Raw genomic sequence first — 17,455 nt, 5'->3', positions numbered from 1 at the left:
GTTTGTGAGAAGTAACAAGCTTTCTCATTTGTCAGTCTTCATGTTGCCAATAAGTTAATATTATCTATTTTATGCCAGAGCGAGTGGATGAGTGAAAGCGACTTAATTTCATTACAACATGAGCTATATTCATGATCTGGGGTGGGGGCTAGTTGCAGAAGTTATTGGTTCATAAGATTTGCCATTAGCTTATTACTTACATCGACTCAAAAAGTAAATAGGGATGGTTGATAGCGTATTGATATTAATCTAAAAATAATAAAGGAACGAACTTTAATAGCTGTTTTAAAAGGCTGATAGAAAAAGGCAAGCAAGTGATAATGTGTGATTGTCATTTTTACGAAATTCTGAAAATCAGTTTCTTGCCTAGGGGCATTGTTGTTGAAATTATTTCTTCTTATTAAGCATTGACTGTAAATCGGCAAAGGGATTATAGGTGGCAACGCCAACATCTTTTTGAGCATCTTCCCCAGCGACAACATTTGTACCGTATAAGTCGGCTTCAGTGTATTTTGAGTGCTCGTGGTCATGGCAAAATAGGCACAACAACTCCCAATTACTGCCATCCTCAGGGTTATTCGTATGGTCGTGATCGATATGGTGAACGGTTAATTCACGTAGATTTGAATAAACAAATTCTCGTGTGCAGCGTCCACATACCCACGGATAAATTTTTAATGCTTTTTCTCGGTAGCCACTTTCCAGTCGCGCGTAGTTTTTTGGGATCAGAGCCATTGCCAATGTTACCTGTTAACAAGAGATAATTTCATGAGAGTGTTTCCAATATACCCCATAATGGAATAGAAGGTAAAATGTAAGAGGAAACTGATTTTTAATAGTAAATCTCACAAAACACAAATTTGTGTTCTATGATTTAGAACTTTCTATAAATGACGTGTAATCGATATGATTATCACTCTATTATTATTTACTCATATCTCGCTATTAAAAAAAGGAAAAATTCTCTTCTTCTCCAGGTTTGTCAATGCTTCTCATTAATAAATAACAATATTTCTCTGAATGATGGTTTGATACTTGAAATGGAAGCGTTTGATATCTCGAAGGGCTGGCTCATAGGCTGAGAAGATCTATGTTAAGTGTGTTTATAAAAACCATGACCTTTATATCGAAATTAGTAAGATTTAATTCATGAATATTGATAGGGATACGTTTTGAGGTATGTATAACGATATTTAATATATCGGAAGGGTTAGCTGTATGCGAACTATATGAATGTTGAGGAAACCTATTGAATTTCATTTTTAGTAAAAATATTCAATAATATTGACGATTTGTCTTTTTGGGACTATCTAAATAAGACTTTTTTAATAGAAGGTGTTTAAAGTTTTATAAGAACTATTCATTATTCTGTTTGATGAACTTTAGGTTATTAACAAGGTCTGTTGCACTATGAAAATCGCTTTTATTCATTATGGCAATAATGACTAGTATCTTACATTGATAATTTCCCTGCTTAGTATTTTTTTAATTCGATAGAATTTATTTTTTGGTTAAAGCATTCATTATGATATGGAAAATAGAGTGTTATTATTGGTGTTTTTTTTCTTCTATTTCTATTTTTGGTTTTAATAATTACTCGTTTTTTGTTTTTGGTTTATTGTAAATTGTTGTTTCTAAATTACACGACTTACATGTAATTAATTTTGCCATCTTATTTTCTTAAATATATTTTTTATTTTTAAATTAAAACTAACTCTAGTTAGTTATTTAATTAATAACGATATTTTATTACTCACATCTTGATGTTTGATCGACAATACCGATCAAATCAATATGTTACGATAGCTGCTGCCTATCAAAAGGTTTACTTTTGATCGGAAAAAACAATTTCCAACGCTAAGCATCATTCTATATCTTAATGTGAGTTAACAAATATTCTTTATATCAACAATACATAAAGTAAGTCGGCTAAAATGATTTGAGAGGTTTAGCATGCGAGAAAATGACCCTTTATTAACTAATATTGGTAAAATTTTAAAATCTTATCGTAGAAGAACTGGATTAACTGGATCTGAATTAGCCAAACGAATTAATGTTAGTCAACAACAAGTATCACGTTATGAAAATGGTATCAATAATATCACATTTGATAAGTTGATAATACTATTCAATGCTCTTGAAATGACTCGTTATGATATTGATATTTTTTTTGAAAAAGTAAAGTGTTTTGTTGATTCTGATGAATATAAAAATCTAAATAGTAACATCTGAACAGGTATTTAAATTTAATTGAATTACGGATTTGTAATTTAATTAAATTCGATCATTTTAATTATGGTGTTATTAACGTTGTATTTAATCCTCTTATATTTTCAATTTTTTTGTAATAAATAAACATAAGGAAGTTTTATGAAAGTTAAATCATTAGCGCTTGTTGTTGTTTCAGCTTTGTCTTTAAGTTCAGTTGCTGTTTTTGCTGCAACCACAACAGTTAATGGCGGTACTGTACATTTTAAAGGTGAGTTAGTAAACGCCGCGTGTGCTGTTGATGCTGGCTCTGTTGAGCAAACAGTGCGCTTAGGTCAAGTGCGTACTGCTAAATTGGCAAAATCAGGCGATACCAGCGGTTCTGTAGGTTTTAATATCCAACTTAATGATTGTGATACGACTGTTGCAACATCGGCAAAAGTTGCGTTTACCGGTGTATCCGCTAATGCAGCGAACCCAACTGTTTTATCTGTAGCTTCTTCTGTTTCAGGTTCAGCAACTAATGTCGGTATCCAAATCTTAGATAGTAAAAGTGCTCCATTAGGCCTTGATGGGTCAACATTTGGTAGTGCGATTACTCTGAATGATGGCGCTAACGTTCTACCATTCCAAGCTCGTTACTATGCGCTCGGTGCTACCACTGCGGGTATTGCTAATGCAGATGCAACATTTGCGGTTCAATACGAATAATGACTGAGTAGTGTTAAGGACATCGAGTTCGATAAACCATGGACGGTTTTTTATAAATGAAACTAAAAGGTAAAGGTCATGAGAGGGCTGGTGCTGGGTTTACTGGTTTTGTTTTCTTCATTTCTTCAGGCTGGAAATCAGTGGAAAGTTCAACTTCCCGGTGGGGGAATGCGCTTTCAAGGGGAATTGATTGCTGAAGGTTGTAGTGTCGAAACTTCAGACCAGAATTTAACCGTTAATATGGGGCAACTGAGAACCAATATGCTGAGTGCGCCCGGTCAAGATTCGGCTCCCATTACCTTTGATATTCACCTTCGAGAATGTAGTCGTGCTGTTAGTGAATATATAGCTATTACTTTTTCTGGGGTCGCTAATGATAGGAACCCAGATATTTTTTCTATCGGTGATGAACCCGATGCCGCGAAAGGGGTGGGATTAGTTATCTTTGACTCAAAAAATACGTTAATTCCCATCAATAGTGCACCACAAAAAATAGCGCGGATTAGTGATGGTGATATGACTTTACACTTTGTCGCTAAATATCGTGCAACTAGTTATCAAATTTCAGGTGGAAGGGCTGATGCGCAAGCATTATTCTCGCTAACTTATGAATAAATATATCGAAAAGATAGTAATGCATATTTTTAATTTTTTAGTACCAGAAGGGCAGATGTAAACATGAAAACAGGAATAAATCGTAAGCTCATTACTGCTTTATTAATATTACTCTGTTCAAGTATATCAACTCAGGTATATGCAGGGATTGCGTTAGGTGCAACTCGTGTTATTTATCCTGCAGATCAAAAACAGGTTCAACTTGCTGTTACAAATAATGATGAAAAAAGTGTTTTTCTTATTCAGTCATGGGTGGAAAATATTAACGGCGAAAAAGATAGTCAGTTTGCTATTACGCCACCATTATTCTCAATGAAAGGTAAAAAGGAAAACACCTTACGTATTATCGATGCGACTAATAACCAGCTACCGAAAGATAGAGAAAGTCTTTTTTGGTTAAATGTCAAAGCGATACCCGCTATGGATAAGGCCAAACTTAATGAGAATACCTTACAGTTAGCCATTATCAGTCGTATTAAATTATATTATCGTCCGACAGGCTTATCTATCGCACCTGATAAAGTTGCGGATGAATTACGTTTTAAGCGACAAACAAAATTACTCACTATTATCAATCCGACACCTTATTACGCCACAGTGACGGAGCTCAATGTGGGCTCAGTTAAATTGGAAAATACGCTTGTACCTCCATTCGGTGAAGCCTCTATCAATATACCTACAAATGCTAATGGTGAGATCAGCTACCAAACCATCAATGATTACGGCGCATTGACTCCGAAAATGACAGGAATAACTCAGTAACGACTCATTTTTTATTCCTAAGAAAGAACTAAACATCATTCTAAATCAAATATTTTACTGAGCGACTTCGTTGATCGGGCAGGAGGGAGCATGTCACATTTGGCATCTGAAGAAAGACAATTAATTTTGAAAAAGGGATCGTTTTTTGGATGCATATCAGAGCGTCGTTTTCTCTTAATTCCATTGACACTTCTTATTAGTACCTGCCTGTATCCTTCATGGGTAGAAGCAGAGTTGTATTTTAATCCACGTTTTTTGGCTGATGACCCTTCTGCTGTTGCTGATTTATCTATTTTTGAAAAAGGGCAAGAAATACCTGAAGGTACTTATCGTGTGGATGTTTATCTCAATGATGGCTATCTATTTACACGTGATGTGCGCTTTATTTTTGATAAAAATAATAATGAATTATCGCCATGTTTAACTCAAGGTGAGCTGGCAAAAATGGGTATTAATACTCTAGCTATCTCTGAGATAAATGCACCACCAAAAGAGACATGTGAGTCTTTGGTCTCACTTATCACCGATTCAACGGTAAGATTTGATGTGGGCTTACAGCGGTTAAATCTCACCGTACCTCAAGTATTTATGAAAGATAGAGCTCGAGATTTTATTCCTCCTGAACTATGGGACTCAGGCATTACAGCGGGGATCTTAAACTATAGCCTAACAGGAAATAACGCACGTAACTTAAATGGTAAAAATAGTAGTTATACCTATTTAAACTTACAAAGTGGGTTAAACCTTGGGCCATGGCGTTTGCGTGATAACTCGACATGGAGCCATAGTACAAGCAGTGCTAATAGTGAAACTCGTTGGGAACATATTAATACTTATCTCGAGCGTGGGATTAATGAATTTCGCTCGCGTTTAACCGCTGGTGATAGTTATACACCGAGTGACATATTCGATAGCTTTAATTTTCGCGGTATTCAATTAGCTTCTGACGATAATATGTTACCTGAAAGTCAAAGAGGGTTTGCACCGGTTGTGCGTGGTATTGCACGAGGTACGGCTGATGTTTCAATTAAACAAAATGGCTATGAAATTTACCGTAATACTTATCCTCCTGGGCCTTTTGTTATTAATGACTTATATGCGGCAGGTAATAGTGGTGATTTACAAGTAACGATAACGGAAGCCGACGGTTCAATACAAAGCTTCACTGTTCCTTATTCTTCAGTGCCGTTATTACAAAGAGAAGGCCATACGCAATATGCGGTAACTGTGGGTAACTATCGTTCAGGGAATGGACAGCAGGAGAAACCAAATTTTTTGCAGAGTACATTAATGCATGGTTTATCATATGGTTGGACCTTGTATGGTGGAACACAATTGGCTAACCGTTATCAATCCTTTAATGCGGGTATTGGTAAAAATATTGGCGTACTCGGTGCATTATCAGTCGATATTACGCATGCAAACGCTAAACTACCCGATGATAGTAATCATGCAGGACAATCTATCCGATTTCTCTATAACAAGTCTTTGAATGAAACGGGCACAATCATTCAGCTAGCAGGTTATCGCTATTCAACCAAAGGCTATTATTCATTCTCCGATACGACTTATAAGCGAATGGATGGATATAACCTTGCAACTCAAGATGGCGTTATACAGGTAACGCCGAGATTTACTGATTATTATAATTTAGCTTATAACAAGCGTGAAAAAATCCAATTAAGCTTAACTCAGCAGCTAGGTGAACAATCAACTTTATATATGACGGGAAGTCATGAAACCTATTGGAATACTAGCCAATCTGATAAACAACTACAGGTTGGTATTAACACACTAATTAACGGTATTAGCTGGGGTTTAAGTTATAGCTTATCTAAAAACTCTTGGCAGGATGCAAATGATCAAATGTTGGCCTTGAATGTCAATATCCCATTCAGTCATTGGCTTCGTTCTGATAGTCAATCTATATGGCGTAATGCAAGTGCGAGCTACAACATATCCCACGATCTTAAAGGACGTATGACCAATACCGGAGGTTTGTATGGCACATTACTTGAAGATAATAACTTAAGTTATAGCGTGCAGACGGGTTATGCGGGTGGTGGGCAAGGAAAATCGTCAGCAACAGGATATACCGCTTTGAATTACCGTGGAGCATACGGTAATACCAACGTAGGTTATAGCTATACCGATAATGTTCGCCAAATATATTACGGCCTTAGTGGGGGTATTTTAGCTCATGGAAATGGCGTGACATTGAGCCAACCGATGAATGATACCGTTGTTTTGGTTAAAGCGCCGGGAGCGGGGCACACTAAAGTTGAGAACCAAACTGGGGTTGAGACGGATTGGCGCGGATATGCCGTTTTACCTTATGCCACTGATTACCGCGAAAATCGAATTGCCCTAAATACTAATACATTAGCAAACAATGTTGACCTTGAGGATCCTGTTGTAAGTGTGGTTCCTACTCGGGGAGCCGTTGTGCGCGCAAATTTCAACCCGAAAGTGGGTGTAAAAGTACTTATGACTCTCGTTAGAAACGGAAAGCCAATCCCTTTTGGCGCTATCGTTTCGTTAAGTGAAAACAGCGGCGGCAGCATTGTTGCTGATGAGGGGCAAGTTTACTTAACAGGATTACCACTTACCGGACAGCTAACAGCTCGCTGGGGGAATGGACCTGATGCTCAGTGTCAGATTAATTACACCCTGCCGGAGCAAAGCCAACAAGAAATGCTGAGTAAGTATCGTGCAGAATGCCGTTAAGGAGCGAATAGTGTCTGATAAATCAAGAAATTTCTCTGCCATGATGCTGACATTAATGCTGCTATCTAAAAGTGCATTTTCAGCAGATAGCACAATTAATATTAAAGGGAATGTTAAAGATAATACCTGTGCTGTTGCACCGGGGTCTCAAAATCAAGTAGTTGATTTATTAATTAATGCGACTAAACAGCTTCATTCCACAGGAGAAGTTACACCTATTGTTCCTTTCAGCATAGAGCTCACTCCTTGTGGAACGGCGGTTACTGCAGTCAAGGTTGGGTTTGTCGGTATTGCAGATACGAATAATAAGGCATTACTTGCATTAGAGTCTGGTAGTGCTAATGCCTCTGGAGCGGGTATCCAAATTTTAGATAGTGCTAGGACTCCCCTCGTACTGAATGCGGACAGTAACAATATCATTTGGACGCCACTCATTGCTGGACAAAACAATACACTTCGTTTTTATGCACGGTTAATGGCTTCTAAGCTTCCTGTTGTTGCAGGGCATATTCGTGCAACCGCAACTTTTACGCTCGAATTTCAGTAAGCAGAGGATGTCATGATTGATAATAAATGGAAGGTGATTATGGCGTTGATATTGGGGTTATTATCAACACAGATAACATCAACACATGCGGCAGATATCACGATAACCGTCAATGGCAGTGTTGTTGCCAAGCCTTGTACGGTTGCGACAACAACGACTAATGTAGATTTAGGGGATCTTTATACATTTAATTTAGTGACGCCAGGTTCTGGATCACAATGGCATCCTGTTTCATTAGATTTAGTGAATTGTCCTGTTGGAACTTCTGCGGTTACCGCGACTTTTAAAGGTTCGGCTGATACGACGGGGTATTATAAAAATCAGGGAAGTGCAGGGAATATTCAACTGCAATTACAAGATACTGCAGGTAATAACTTAAATAATGGCGCTCAGAAAAAACTTCCAGTCAGTGATTCTACATTATCGACAAATTTTCCTTTACAAGTAAGGGCACTGTCGGTCAAAGGTGGCGCTACACAGGGAACTATACAAGCGGTTATTGATGTCACCTATACTTATCAGTGAGTTAAGTTATGAATATAAAAAAAGTTATTAAATTATTTTCGGTTAACTTGTTTATTTATTTTGCTGGGACTTTTTCTGTCCATGCTTTTACTTGTTATGATTCGACGGGTAATACGTTGAACAGTGCTTCAGGGACAGGGGTAGCTAATGTTTATGTTAACCTTCAGCCTAGTGTGCAATCAGGACAAAACCTAGTTGTTGATTTGTCGCAGTCTGTCTTTTGTCGAAATGATAACCCTACAATCCGAAGAGACCTTGTTAGTATGATTAGAGGGTCCGCTTACGGAGGGGCCCTTTCAAAATTTACGGGTTCGTTAAGATACTATGGGTCAAGTTATTCGTTTCCTTTAGCTTCACCAACCCATCAGCAGAATTTTGCTTCTGGATCTTATGTACCATGGAATACTCAGCTTTATCTTACGCCTGTTTCAGCTGCTGGCGGTGTTGTAATAAATAGAGGAACTCTTTTTGCATCACTTGTTATGTATCAAGTCGGTTCAAATATAGTAGGTGGTGGGGACGTACATACAGCGACATTCACATGGAATTTATATGCGAATAATGATGTTGTTGTACCTATCGGTGGATGTGATGTTTCTTCACGTAATGTGGTTGTGACATTACCTGAATATCCTGGTAATGCGCAGTCGGTTCCCCTTTCTATTTATTGCGCATCAAATCAGAATATTTCTTATTATCTTACAGGTACGACAGATACGAGTAATTCGATATTTGCTAATACACTTTCAGGCACAAATACGGCAAAAGGCGTAGGGATTCAGTTAGTGCGTAATGGCAATGCCATCCTCGCTAACCAAAATGTGCAATTAGGTCGAGTGGGAACATCGGCTGTTAACTTAGGTTTGAGTGCGCGATATGCGCGTACGAAAGGACAAGTGACGGCCGGAAAAGTACAATCGGTGATTGGCGTCACTTTTATGTATGATTAGTCGATAAATAGATTGAACAGTAAGGGGCTGCAATACGATGAGAGGGTTGCAACCCCTTGCCTAAACCCGCATCGGTTCTTGCTGTTGGAAGCAATAAGCCAATTTCTTCATAATGGTGAAGAGTACGAACGGTTAACCCTGTTTTTTCCGCAATCTCGCCGACTTGAAATAGCATATATCCCTCCGTCATGGCTAAGTAAGTTACAGCCTCTCGTTACGTGAGAGTCAATTATCATTTTGCATTATTTATCTTTTTATTGTACTCATTCACTCAGCAGTCTTGTTAATGCGTTGTCATGGCTAGTGGCAGCCTCTATTGCACTTTCACTTGTCATTCCCTCGCATCCCCAAAATTTATCATCTAGACTTAAACCAAAGACGTGGTCTGCACAGGCATTGTGCTTTATACTGCGTGCTGAAAAAACTGAGTAGACAAACAATTAAGTAGGCGGTAATAGCGATGAATGGAACGATCACAACGTGGTTTGAAGATAAAGGTTTTGGATTTATCAAAGATGAAAACGGCGATAACCGTTATTTTCATGTGATTAAGGTCGCTAATCCCGAGCTAATTAAAAAAGATGCAGCGGTGACTTTTGAACCCACTACAAATAACAAAGGCTTATCAGCTTTTGCTGTAAAAGTATTACCGGAAAGTAAATATATTTTTATTGCGGGCGAGCGTCTTAAACTTACCTCTATCAAGTCTTTTTTAGTTTATAACGAAGAAGTGCCAGCTGATACTCGTATTGACAAAGACAACGCGGTATTGTCTGTGGGTTTACTTATGAATAGCATTAGGCCAAAGGCAGCCACTGAACCCGGTGAAATGCGCACATTGAAAAAATTGGCGATTAATACTTTTCAGGATACGACATTAATTTTTTCTGAAGACGAAATAGATATAGATGCCACTGTAAAACTACTCAAAATTTAAAATATTGTGTCATTAGCAAACATCGCTGATTGAGAGCTGGCAGTGCCAGCCTCAGATAAACCCTCTTCAAATTTAACTCACTCAAAGTTATCAAGTTCTGTAACTTGGTACAGCCTCAATATTACAGGTATAATCCTACAAACTACTTTGAACGGGTTTGGGAACCAACATGACAAAACTCACCTTACAAGAGCAGATGCTAAAAGCTGGATTAGTGACCAGCAAAAAAATGGCGAAAGTCCAAAGAACCGCTAAAAAATCACGCGTTCAGGGTCGTGAGGCCAGAGAAGCTGTAGAAGAAAATAAGAAAGCACAACTTGAGCGTGATAAAGCGCTAAGCGAAAAACAAAAACAAGCCGCGTTATCTAAAGAGTATAAAGCTCAGGTAAAACAATTAATTGAAATGAATCGAATCGACATTTCAAAAGGCGATATTAATTTTAATTTCACTGACAATAATTTAATTAAAAAAGTCGTCGTGGATAAAATAACTCAATCTCAGCTAATAAGTGGACGCCTTGCGATTGCCCGCCTAGTCGCAGATAACGGCGAAGTAAGTGGATATGCAATTATCCCAGCAAGTGTTGCAGATAAAATCGCACAACGAGATGAGAGTAGCATTGTATTAAATAACGCATTGAGCCAAGAAGCGCAGGATGATGAGGATCCGTATGCGGAGTTTCAGGTGCCTGATGACCTTATGTGGTAATACTCGTCAAATACTCGTCATACTTCAAACGGCAGCGTTGTTGACTACGCTCATTCGCACTAGTCACATACTATTGTATGCTCCTAGCGTCTCATTCTCTTGTCGCCTAGCTGCCATTTGAATTATTTAGAGTATTTAGTCTTTTTAAGTAGCCATACTTCAAACGGCAGCGTTGTTGACTACGCTCATTCGCACTAGTCACATACTATTGTATGCTCCTAGCGTCTCATTCTCTTGTCGCCTAGCTGCCATTTGAATTATTTAGGGTATAGAGTGGATATACTTCAACCACTTCAATTATTTAGATATATCTTCATCTTTTTTATTGCTATTAAAACAAGGGATATCTTCGGAAAAGCGCGCTGTAATGGAATCACGCTCGTAACCTTGAAATTCACTTAAAATATTGTACAACTCGGGGCGGCGGCCGTGGATCCAGCGTCTTCCGGTAGATGAAGTGAGCAAATCTAGATCCAAATTGGCGCATACCATTGTGTCTTCATAGGTATGACTTTCTGTGATAATCCGCCCATAAGGGTCAATAATCATGGCGTTACCAGTACGGATTTCACCGTTATCCAAGCCAACACCATTACTGAACAAAATGAAAAAACCATTATCATGAGCGCGTGAAGGTAACCAGCGCATTAACCAGCCACGGCCATTATCACCCTGTAAAGCAGCCATGAGTTCATCGGGATTGTTATGTCGATTTTCCCAAAGACTAACTGGAATAGGTTTCATACCTAAAGGGCTGCGTGAATGGGTTCCTCCGGTCTGATGTGGGGCAATAAGGATATCAGCACCCAGTAATGCAGTTATTCGTGCATTTTCGGTGAGGTTATTATCCCAACAAATAAGGATACCAACACGAACGCCCCAAGGGGTATCAAAGACAGTAAAACTATTTCCTTTGCAAATCTCTTGATGTTCAAAAGGATGGAGTTTTCTGTGTATATGGCGCTTACCATCAGGCATACAAACCGCATAGGCGTTATAGAGCTTTCCGTCACTTCCCTTCTCTATAAATCCTGCCCCTATTGCCATTTGATATTTTACAGCCCAAGCAGCCACTTTGGTTATGGATGGGCCATCATCAGCAGATTCCGATAACATATAGACTTCTTCACTGCTAAGATTTGGAACGTGCCAGTAGCCGGTGATGCACATCTCGGGAAATGCTAAAATCTTTATATTTTTCTCATAAGCTTGTAGGATAAAGCTTTCCATAACTGATAAGTTATACGATTTATCGCCAGCACGGTGACAAAATTGTACAGTAGCAGTGCATAGATTGTTTTTCATTATACTCGTCCTAATCTGGTGATTAAGTCGTCATTTCACTAAAAAAAATCCAATGAGTATAATCATAATTTTTCCCCTATTTGATAACTAAAAAGAATGAATATAAAACTATTACGTGCATTCGTTACTCTTGCACGCCAAGGGAAGTATCATTTGGCAGCGGATCAGCTTTGCATAACGCAACCCGCACTAACTAAGCAAATTCAGGCAATTGAGAGTATTTCTGGCCTGACCCTATTTCAGCGTGGCCGTCATGGTGCCAAGTTGACTATAGCGGGGGAACAATTAATGCATAAAGCTGATGAAGTATTGATGTCTTATGATAATTTTTGTTCTGCGATGATAGATATTCAAAAAGGGAATACAGGCAAGATAAAAGTGGGCTTTGGTATATCGTCCTTTAGTTTGGCTCCCGAACGCGTGGCAGTTTTTCATTCGCTATTTCCCAGTATTCAAGTATCACTGAACGATATGCCTACGGCAGTACAGCTTCAGCTTTTAATAGAAGGAAAGCTTCATGCAGGGTTTGTAAGGCTGCCAGTTAATGATCAGTTAGAAAGCAAAGCCCTTGCCGAAGAAAAATTGGTTCTTGCTATAGCGCTGAAACATTATAAAAAAGGTGTTAATGCAATAGAGTTAATTAAAACTCATAATCTTCTTCAACTTTCTCACCATCGAGGGGAAGGCTTAACCGGTCAAGGGCTCAAATTTCTTACCGCGAATAACATCATTCCCCCAGCTATTTTAGTTGCTAATGATATTCAGACGTTATTGGCACTTATCGCTGCGGGTGAAGGGGTGGCGCTATTGCCTCAGAGTGTTATCCATATTCTGCCGTCTCAAGTAAAACTGGTGCTTCTTGAAGGTGCGCATACTACATGGCAAATAGGTCTAGCGTGGAATTCGAAGATAGAGGACCCTATCAGAGATAATTTTGTTAGGACAGTACTCTCATCATCAGTGGCTTTATGATCAAACGAATTTTTGTGTTCAAAATGGACTGGCATTATGGGCTTTAATCCACTCGTTGCTAATGGGGTGCACAAAGTGCAGTTCGCTGGCGTGCAACATTAGCCGTGGAGTTTGTTCAGTACCGGGTAGTAGAAGTCCACCATACAGGTCGCAGCCCAAAATAGGGTGTCCCAATAGCTGACAGTGGATGCGGAGTTGATGAGTACGCCCTGTTTCTGGCGTTAGTTGTACTCGCGTTAATGGAAGCAATGTTCCATCTTCCAATTCATGATAGAAGCGCTCAATAACCTGATAGTAAGAACGGGCGGGTTTGCCGTGGATTGCACAAATCGACATTCGGGGAAATAGTGCAGGGTCTTTTGCAATGGCGGCGTCTATCACACCTTCATTCTCTATTAGATGTCCGCAAAGTAGTGCGCTGTATACCTTGGTGACTGCGCGTTGGCTGAATTGGTGGCATAGAGCGGCGTTTATCGCTTTATTGCGAGCAATCACCATTAATCCGGAAGTGCCGAAATCGAGACGGTGGACAAGAGTACAGCCGGGAAATATCTGCACCAATCGGTGATGTACTGAGTCTAGATTTTGTGGGTTTTTCCCCGAAAGACTAAGTAGTCCGGCAGGTTTATTGATAAGTACGAGATGCTCGTCCTGATAGAGATTTTCAATTTCTTCATGGCACGGTGGAGCAATAAAAGTATCGATAATCTTAGACATCAGGCTATCTCGATAAAAAGTTGAAATGAATGATAACTAATTTTAAGCCGACTGGCGAATCGGGGTATGGCGAGAAAACGTATTTATTCTTGATGTTATTGTCTATCAAGTCCTCATGTCTTACTTAAATATAACTCATTGCATTTATGGGTGAATCTTATTAATTTGGTTTGTAGGGCTAGTGGCTTAAGGAAATGTGTAATGCTGAAAGATAATTTTAATGAATTGCAAATCTTTCTTGTTGTTGCGAGGGAACGAAGTTTTACTAAAGCCGCCAATATATTGGGAGTGTCTCAATCGGCACTGAGTCATTCAATCAAGGGATTAGAAGAGCGTTTGAACATTCGGCTCTTAACCCGTACAACCCGCAGTGTTGCACCTACTGAGTTAGGGACAAAAATTATTGCTTGCCTCGAGCCTAAACTGACAGAGCTTGAATATGAATTAGAAAGCCTAATTCAGCTTAATGGAACGGTTTCAGGTAATATCCGCCTCTCTACGGGGGAGCATGCAGCTCGTAGTCTTCTTTGGCCAAAATTAAAACCATTTCTGCGAATGCACCCCGATATCAATATTGAGTTGGTCGTTGATAATGGTTTTGTGAATATTGTTGATGGCCGTTTTGATGCAGGAGTACGTTTGGGGGAAAGTGTTGATAAGGATATGATTGCTGTGCGTATTGGGCCGGATATGCGTCTGGTTGTCGTTGGAGCACCTAGTTATTTTGCATCCCACGATATACCGCAAACCCCACATGATTTGCAGCATCATCGCTGCATTAATATGCGTCTTCCTTCGGCGGGTGGTTTGTATCATTGGGAATTTGAAAAAGAAGGGAAATCGTTGCGCGTGAAAGTTGAAGGGCAACTGACCTTTAATTTATTGTCGGAGCGAATTGATGCTGTGTTATCTGGATTTGGGGTTGCTTGTGTGCCAGAGGATACAGTTCAAGAGGCGGTGAAATCTGGTGAGCTTATTCAAGTTCTGGATGATTGGTGCCCAACATTTTCAGGTTATTACCTTTATTATCCAAGTAGAAAACAGCACCTTCCCGCATTTGCATTATTAATTGATGCTCTACGCCATCATGAATAATATTTAAAAATAAGGCTGATACAGTGGTTTTAGCAACTGTAATCAGCCCTAATTCATATTAACGATTAATCAGTGCTTGTAATGCAGAAGGGTAGCGTTCGCCAATAATTTTCACTGTATTAAGTGCATGCGCTATTTTTTGTAAATCATGTTGAGTCAGCGTGATATCCACGGCGCCAAGGTTTTCATCTAAACGATGTAATTTAGTTGTACCTGGGATAGGCACAATCCACGGTTTTTGTGCAAGTAACCAAGCGAGTGCAATTTGTGCTGAAGTAACGCCTTTTTCTGCGGCAAGCTCAGATAATAATGAAATTAATTGTTCATTTGCCTCAAGAGATTCAGCACTGAAGCGTGGTACTTTACTGCGAAAGTCATCATCGCCAAAGGTGGTACTTGTTTTAATCGCACCAGTTAAAAACCCTTTACCTAATGGACTGAATGGCACAAATCCAATGCCAAGTTCTTCAAGTACAGGCAATATTTCGTCTTCAGGTTCGCGCCACCATAAAGAATATTCACTTTGTAATGCAGTAACGGGTTGGATTGCATGAGCCCGGCGAATTGTTTGTACACTCGCTTCAGAAAGGCCAAAGTGTTTAACCTTACCTTCAGCAATCAGATCTTTGATTGCACCTGCGACATCTTCAATCGGGACATCAGGGTCAACGCGATGCTGATAAAGCAGGTCGATAACGTCTGTTTTGAGCCGACGTAGTGAGCCTTCGACGGCTTCACGAATATGTTCAGGGCGGCTGTTTAAAAGCTGCTGTTTATTATCATTTCCTAAGTTAAAACCAAATTTTGTGGCAATAACTATTTTGTCACGAAATGGCTTTAAGGCCTCACCGACGACTTCTTCATTTAGGTATGGACCATACACTTCCGCGGTATCAAAAAAGGTTACACCCCGTTCAACCGCCGCACGAATTAATTCAATGGCTTTATGTGTATCAGTAGCAGGACCATAGCCATGGCTTAGTCCCATACAACCTAGACCAAGAGCAGAAACTTCAAGATTAGATTTACCGAGATAACGTTTTTTCATGGTTTAGTTCCTAATAACTGCGTTCATTGTTTGTTTTGTTATACATCCAGTTTACGATTTGCTAACCACTCAACCATGGCAGGATTTCGATGAGAGAAAAAGGCACTCGTTGCCGTAGGGCTGGTGGATAAGATAGAGATCAACGTAATCAAGCTGTAGGCGATTTAGCGAACGTTCAAATTGTGCTTTGGCACCTTCATAACTCGCGCCTTCTAACCATAATTTTGTTGTTATAAATAACTCTTCTCTTGGTATTTCGCTTTGTTTGAGTGCATTCCCAACTTGGCTCTCATTTTGATAAGAAGCTGCGGTATCAATTAATCGATACCCTGTTTCTAGTGCGTCAAGCACTGCGCGCTCACACTCGGCGGCATCTGTCATTTGAAATACGCCGAAACCTAAAAGTGGCATTTCAATATCATTATTTAATTTGACCGTTTGCATATTTAACTCCTTTTGCTACCTGTGAGATAAAGCATAACGTAAATTTATTGATTAGATTAGAGGCTGTTATTTTCTAGCGCTTATGAGCAAAATTCATGAATTCAGATTAACTAAATAAAAAACCACTTAAGAAAGTCGAGGGGGAGAGGTGAAGTAATAATGTTATAATACAAAAGGTTGTGATTACTAATGTATCGATAATAACTAATATTTATTTTGTTATGGTTATTTTGCTCTATATCGTATTGCTTCAACAAAAGCCATAAAAGCAGGTGAGGATTGACGACGGTTTGGATAATATAAATGAAAGCCTTCAAAATAAGGGCTGTAATCTGTTAATACTGCTTGTAGCTTGCCGCTAGTGATATAAGGTTCGGCTAAATGTTCAGGAATATAGGCTATTCCCATTCCATCAAGAGCGGCATTCAGCTGGTGGAGGGTGCTATTAAAGACTAATTGCCCATCGAGTTTCATACTAAAAGCACGACCTTCATGTTCAAACTCCCACGCATAAATAATACCAGCGGCTCGGTGGCGAATGTTAATACATTGATGCTGAATGAGATTATCAGGAATTAAAGGTTTTGGAGAGGATTCAAAGTAAGATGGCGAGCCAACAGCAATTAAGCGCCAGTTTGGTCCAATTCGTACTGCTATCATGTCCTTATTGATCTCATCGCCAATGCGAATACCTGCATCAAAACGTTCTTCTACAACATTAGTAAATCCGTAATCGACATACATTTCTAGCGTAATATCGGGATATTGTTGTAAAAATTCTTTGAGCATGGGGCGAATATACAATTCAATTTGGTCGTCTGTGCAGCTTAAACGAATAGTTCCCCGTGGTTTATCTCTCAGCTCACCAAGTGCGTTAAGTTCAGCATCAATTTGCTCAAATAGAGGACTAATTGCATTCATTAGCTGTTCACCCGCTTCGGTCGCAGAGACATTACGTGTTGTTCTTGCTAATAAACGAATACCTAATCGTTCTTCTAAAAGTCGAATGGTGTGGCTTAATGCCGAGGGTGTCACACCAAGTCTTGCTGCCGCTTTAGTAAAACTCTGTTCTTGAGCAACGATAAGAAAGGCGTGTAAGTCGTTCATTTTGCTTTTTGTCATTAGTGAATTTTTCTCACAAGTTCATAAAGATTATGCCTACTAATTAAATTATCTACCCTAT

17 protein-coding genes and 2 pseudogenes are annotated in these 17,455 nt (G+C 39.2%); 12 read left to right on the top strand and 7 right to left on the bottom strand.

From position 1 onward, the window contains the following. Window positions 1–387: 387 nt before the first annotated feature. Window positions 388–735, bottom strand: coding sequence for an HNH nuclease YajD (gene yajD / locus ACTH6U_RS06685; protein WP_294110242.1), 348 nt, complete (start codon window positions 733–735; stop codon window positions 388–390). 1,218 nt (window positions 736–1,953) lie between these two features. On the opposite strand from yajD, the gene ACTH6U_RS06680 reads away from it, so the two are divergent. The 8 genes from ACTH6U_RS06680 to ACTH6U_RS06645 all read left to right on the top strand — a co-directional run bounded on the left by ACTH6U_RS06680 (window position 1,954) and on the right by ACTH6U_RS06645 (window position 9,045). Beyond that, a complete protein-coding gene (locus ACTH6U_RS06680; protein WP_336431022.1) occupies window positions 1,954–2,232 on the top strand; it encodes a helix-turn-helix domain-containing protein in 279 nt (92 codons plus the stop codon). A gap of 138 nt (window positions 2,233–2,370) precedes the next feature. Beyond that, window positions 2,371–2,919: a type 1 fimbrial major subunit FimA gene (gene fimA / locus ACTH6U_RS06675; protein ID WP_441829242.1), complete on the top strand. Its 549-nt coding sequence runs from the start codon at window positions 2,371–2,373 to the stop codon at window positions 2,917–2,919. 78 nt (window positions 2,920–2,997) lie between these two features. Continuing rightward, entirely contained in the window at window positions 2,998–3,534 is a 537-nt protein-coding gene (locus ACTH6U_RS06670; RefSeq protein WP_294110237.1) for a fimbrial protein, read from the top strand. Between the two features lie 63 nt (window positions 3,535–3,597). Next, window positions 3,598–4,296 carry a fimbria/pilus periplasmic chaperone gene (locus ACTH6U_RS06665; RefSeq protein ID WP_294110235.1) on the top strand — a complete coding sequence of 233 codons (699 nt, stop codon included), beginning with the start codon at window positions 3,598–3,600 and terminating at the stop codon, window positions 4,294–4,296. Between the two features lie 90 nt (window positions 4,297–4,386). After that, window positions 4,387–7,023, top strand: coding sequence for a fimbrial biogenesis usher protein (locus ACTH6U_RS06660; protein ID WP_441831858.1), 2,637 nt, complete (start codon window positions 4,387–4,389; stop codon window positions 7,021–7,023). Between the two features lie 40 nt (window positions 7,024–7,063). Further along, window positions 7,064–7,570 (top strand): fimbrial protein, encoded by a 507-nt coding sequence (locus tag ACTH6U_RS06655; RefSeq protein WP_294110357.1) that lies wholly within the window; start codon window positions 7,064–7,066, stop codon window positions 7,568–7,570. 39 nt (window positions 7,571–7,609) lie between these two features. Next, complete coding sequence (locus ACTH6U_RS06650; protein WP_336431030.1) at window positions 7,610–8,095, top strand: fimbrial protein; 486 nt, start codon at window positions 7,610–7,612, stop codon at window positions 8,093–8,095. Between the two features lie 14 nt (window positions 8,096–8,109). After that, window positions 8,110–9,045, top strand: a complete 936-nt coding sequence (locus tag ACTH6U_RS06645) for a fimbrial protein (protein ID WP_441829271.1) — start codon at window positions 8,110–8,112, stop codon at window positions 9,043–9,045. A gap of 64 nt (window positions 9,046–9,109) precedes the next feature. On the opposite strand, the pseudogene ACTH6U_RS06640 reads toward ACTH6U_RS06645, so the two are convergent. Further along, window positions 9,110–9,220: pseudogene (locus tag ACTH6U_RS06640) on the bottom strand (MerR family DNA-binding transcriptional regulator); the annotation flags it as partial. Window positions 9,221–9,499: 279 nt separating this feature from the next. Here ACTH6U_RS06640 and ACTH6U_RS06635 point away from each other — a divergent pair. Further along, complete coding sequence (locus tag ACTH6U_RS06635; RefSeq protein ID WP_294110353.1) at window positions 9,500–9,982, top strand: cold-shock protein; 483 nt, start codon at window positions 9,500–9,502, stop codon at window positions 9,980–9,982. A gap of 169 nt (window positions 9,983–10,151) precedes the next feature. Further along, window positions 10,152–10,691 (top strand): DUF2058 domain-containing protein, encoded by a 540-nt coding sequence (locus tag ACTH6U_RS06630; protein WP_294110228.1) that lies wholly within the window; start codon window positions 10,152–10,154, stop codon window positions 10,689–10,691. A gap of 297 nt (window positions 10,692–10,988) precedes the next feature. On the opposite strand, the gene ACTH6U_RS06625 is transcribed toward ACTH6U_RS06630, so the two are convergent. Then, window positions 10,989–11,996: a nitrilase family protein gene (locus ACTH6U_RS06625; protein ID WP_441831857.1), complete on the bottom strand. Its 1,008-nt coding sequence runs from the start codon at window positions 11,994–11,996 to the stop codon at window positions 10,989–10,991. A 96-nt stretch (window positions 11,997–12,092) separates the two neighbouring features. Between ACTH6U_RS06625 and ACTH6U_RS06620 the strand changes: the two genes are divergently transcribed. Then, the gene (locus ACTH6U_RS06620) at window positions 12,093–12,968 is read left to right on the top strand and encodes a LysR family transcriptional regulator (RefSeq protein WP_441831856.1); all 876 of its coding nucleotides are present in this window, start codon (window positions 12,093–12,095) and stop codon (window positions 12,966–12,968) included. Between the two features lie 18 nt (window positions 12,969–12,986). Here ACTH6U_RS06620 and ACTH6U_RS06615 read toward each other — a convergent pair whose 3' ends face one another. Beyond that, the gene (locus tag ACTH6U_RS06615) at window positions 12,987–13,685 is read right to left on the bottom strand and encodes an RluA family pseudouridine synthase (protein ID WP_336430590.1); all 699 of its coding nucleotides are present in this window, start codon (window positions 13,683–13,685) and stop codon (window positions 12,987–12,989) included. A 201-nt stretch (window positions 13,686–13,886) separates the two neighbouring features. On the opposite strand from ACTH6U_RS06615, the gene ACTH6U_RS06610 reads away from it, so the two are divergent. Beyond that, window positions 13,887–14,780, top strand: a complete 894-nt coding sequence (locus ACTH6U_RS06610) for a LysR family transcriptional regulator (protein WP_441831855.1) — start codon at window positions 13,887–13,889, stop codon at window positions 14,778–14,780. A gap of 58 nt (window positions 14,781–14,838) precedes the next feature. Here the strand turns inward: ACTH6U_RS06610 and ACTH6U_RS06605 are convergent, their stop codons facing one another. From ACTH6U_RS06605 to ACTH6U_RS06595, 3 genes and pseudogenes are all read right to left on the bottom strand, one after another. Further along, the gene (locus ACTH6U_RS06605) at window positions 14,839–15,828 is read right to left on the bottom strand and encodes an aldo/keto reductase (RefSeq protein WP_441831854.1); all 990 of its coding nucleotides are present in this window, start codon (window positions 15,826–15,828) and stop codon (window positions 14,839–14,841) included. A gap of 108 nt (window positions 15,829–15,936) precedes the next feature. Then, window positions 15,937–16,272: pseudogene (locus ACTH6U_RS06600) on the bottom strand (aldo/keto reductase); the annotation flags it as partial. Window positions 16,273–16,497: 225 nt separating this feature from the next. Continuing rightward, on the bottom strand, window positions 16,498–17,394 hold the full coding sequence (locus tag ACTH6U_RS06595; RefSeq protein ID WP_441831853.1) for a LysR family transcriptional regulator: 897 nt from the start codon (window positions 17,392–17,394) through the stop codon (window positions 16,498–16,500). Between the last annotated feature and the right edge of the window lie 61 nt (window positions 17,395–17,455).

The organism is Providencia sp. (assembly GCF_052096715.1).
Classification (GTDB): Bacteria; Pseudomonadota; Gammaproteobacteria; order Enterobacterales; family Enterobacteriaceae; genus Providencia.
Note: the sequence above shows the minus strand (reverse complement) of the source record. Positions and strands in the feature narration are given on the sequence as shown.

Excerpts from the sequence above, each read along its gene's own strand:
- ACTH6U_RS06595 (WP_441831853.1), bottom strand. The coding sequence starts at position 17,394 with ATGACAAAAAGCAAAATGAACGACTTACACGCCTTTCTTATCGTTGCT.
- ACTH6U_RS06655 (WP_294110357.1), top strand. The coding sequence starts at position 7,064 with ATGATGCTGACATTAATGCTGCTATCTAAAAGTGCATTTTCAGCAGAT.
- ACTH6U_RS06680 (WP_336431022.1), top strand. The coding sequence starts at position 1,954 with ATGCGAGAAAATGACCCTTTATTAACTAATATTGGTAAAATTTTAAAA.
- ACTH6U_RS06615 (WP_336430590.1), bottom strand. The coding sequence starts at position 13,685 with ATGTCTAAGATTATCGATACTTTTATTGCTCCACCGTGCCATGAAGAA.
- yajD (WP_294110242.1), bottom strand. The coding sequence starts at position 735 with ATGGCTCTGATCCCAAAAAACTACGCGCGACTGGAAAGTGGCTACCGA.
- ACTH6U_RS06625 (WP_441831857.1), bottom strand. The coding sequence starts at position 11,996 with ATGAAAAACAATCTATGCACTGCTACTGTACAATTTTGTCACCGTGCT.
- ACTH6U_RS06665 (WP_294110235.1), top strand. The coding sequence starts at position 3,598 with ATGAAAACAGGAATAAATCGTAAGCTCATTACTGCTTTATTAATATTA.
- ACTH6U_RS06630 (WP_294110228.1), top strand. The coding sequence starts at position 10,152 with ATGACAAAACTCACCTTACAAGAGCAGATGCTAAAAGCTGGATTAGTG.
- ACTH6U_RS06605 (WP_441831854.1), bottom strand. The coding sequence starts at position 15,828 with ATGAAAAAACGTTATCTCGGTAAATCTAATCTTGAAGTTTCTGCTCTT.
- ACTH6U_RS06620 (WP_441831856.1), top strand. The coding sequence starts at position 12,093 with ATGAATATAAAACTATTACGTGCATTCGTTACTCTTGCACGCCAAGGG.
- fimA (WP_441829242.1), top strand. The coding sequence starts at position 2,371 with ATGAAAGTTAAATCATTAGCGCTTGTTGTTGTTTCAGCTTTGTCTTTA.
- ACTH6U_RS06610 (WP_441831855.1), top strand. The coding sequence starts at position 13,887 with ATGCTGAAAGATAATTTTAATGAATTGCAAATCTTTCTTGTTGTTGCG.
- ACTH6U_RS06660 (WP_441831858.1), top strand. The coding sequence starts at position 4,387 with ATGTCACATTTGGCATCTGAAGAAAGACAATTAATTTTGAAAAAGGGA.
- ACTH6U_RS06650 (WP_336431030.1), top strand. The coding sequence starts at position 7,610 with ATGGCGTTGATATTGGGGTTATTATCAACACAGATAACATCAACACAT.
- ACTH6U_RS06670 (WP_294110237.1), top strand. The coding sequence starts at position 2,998 with ATGAGAGGGCTGGTGCTGGGTTTACTGGTTTTGTTTTCTTCATTTCTT.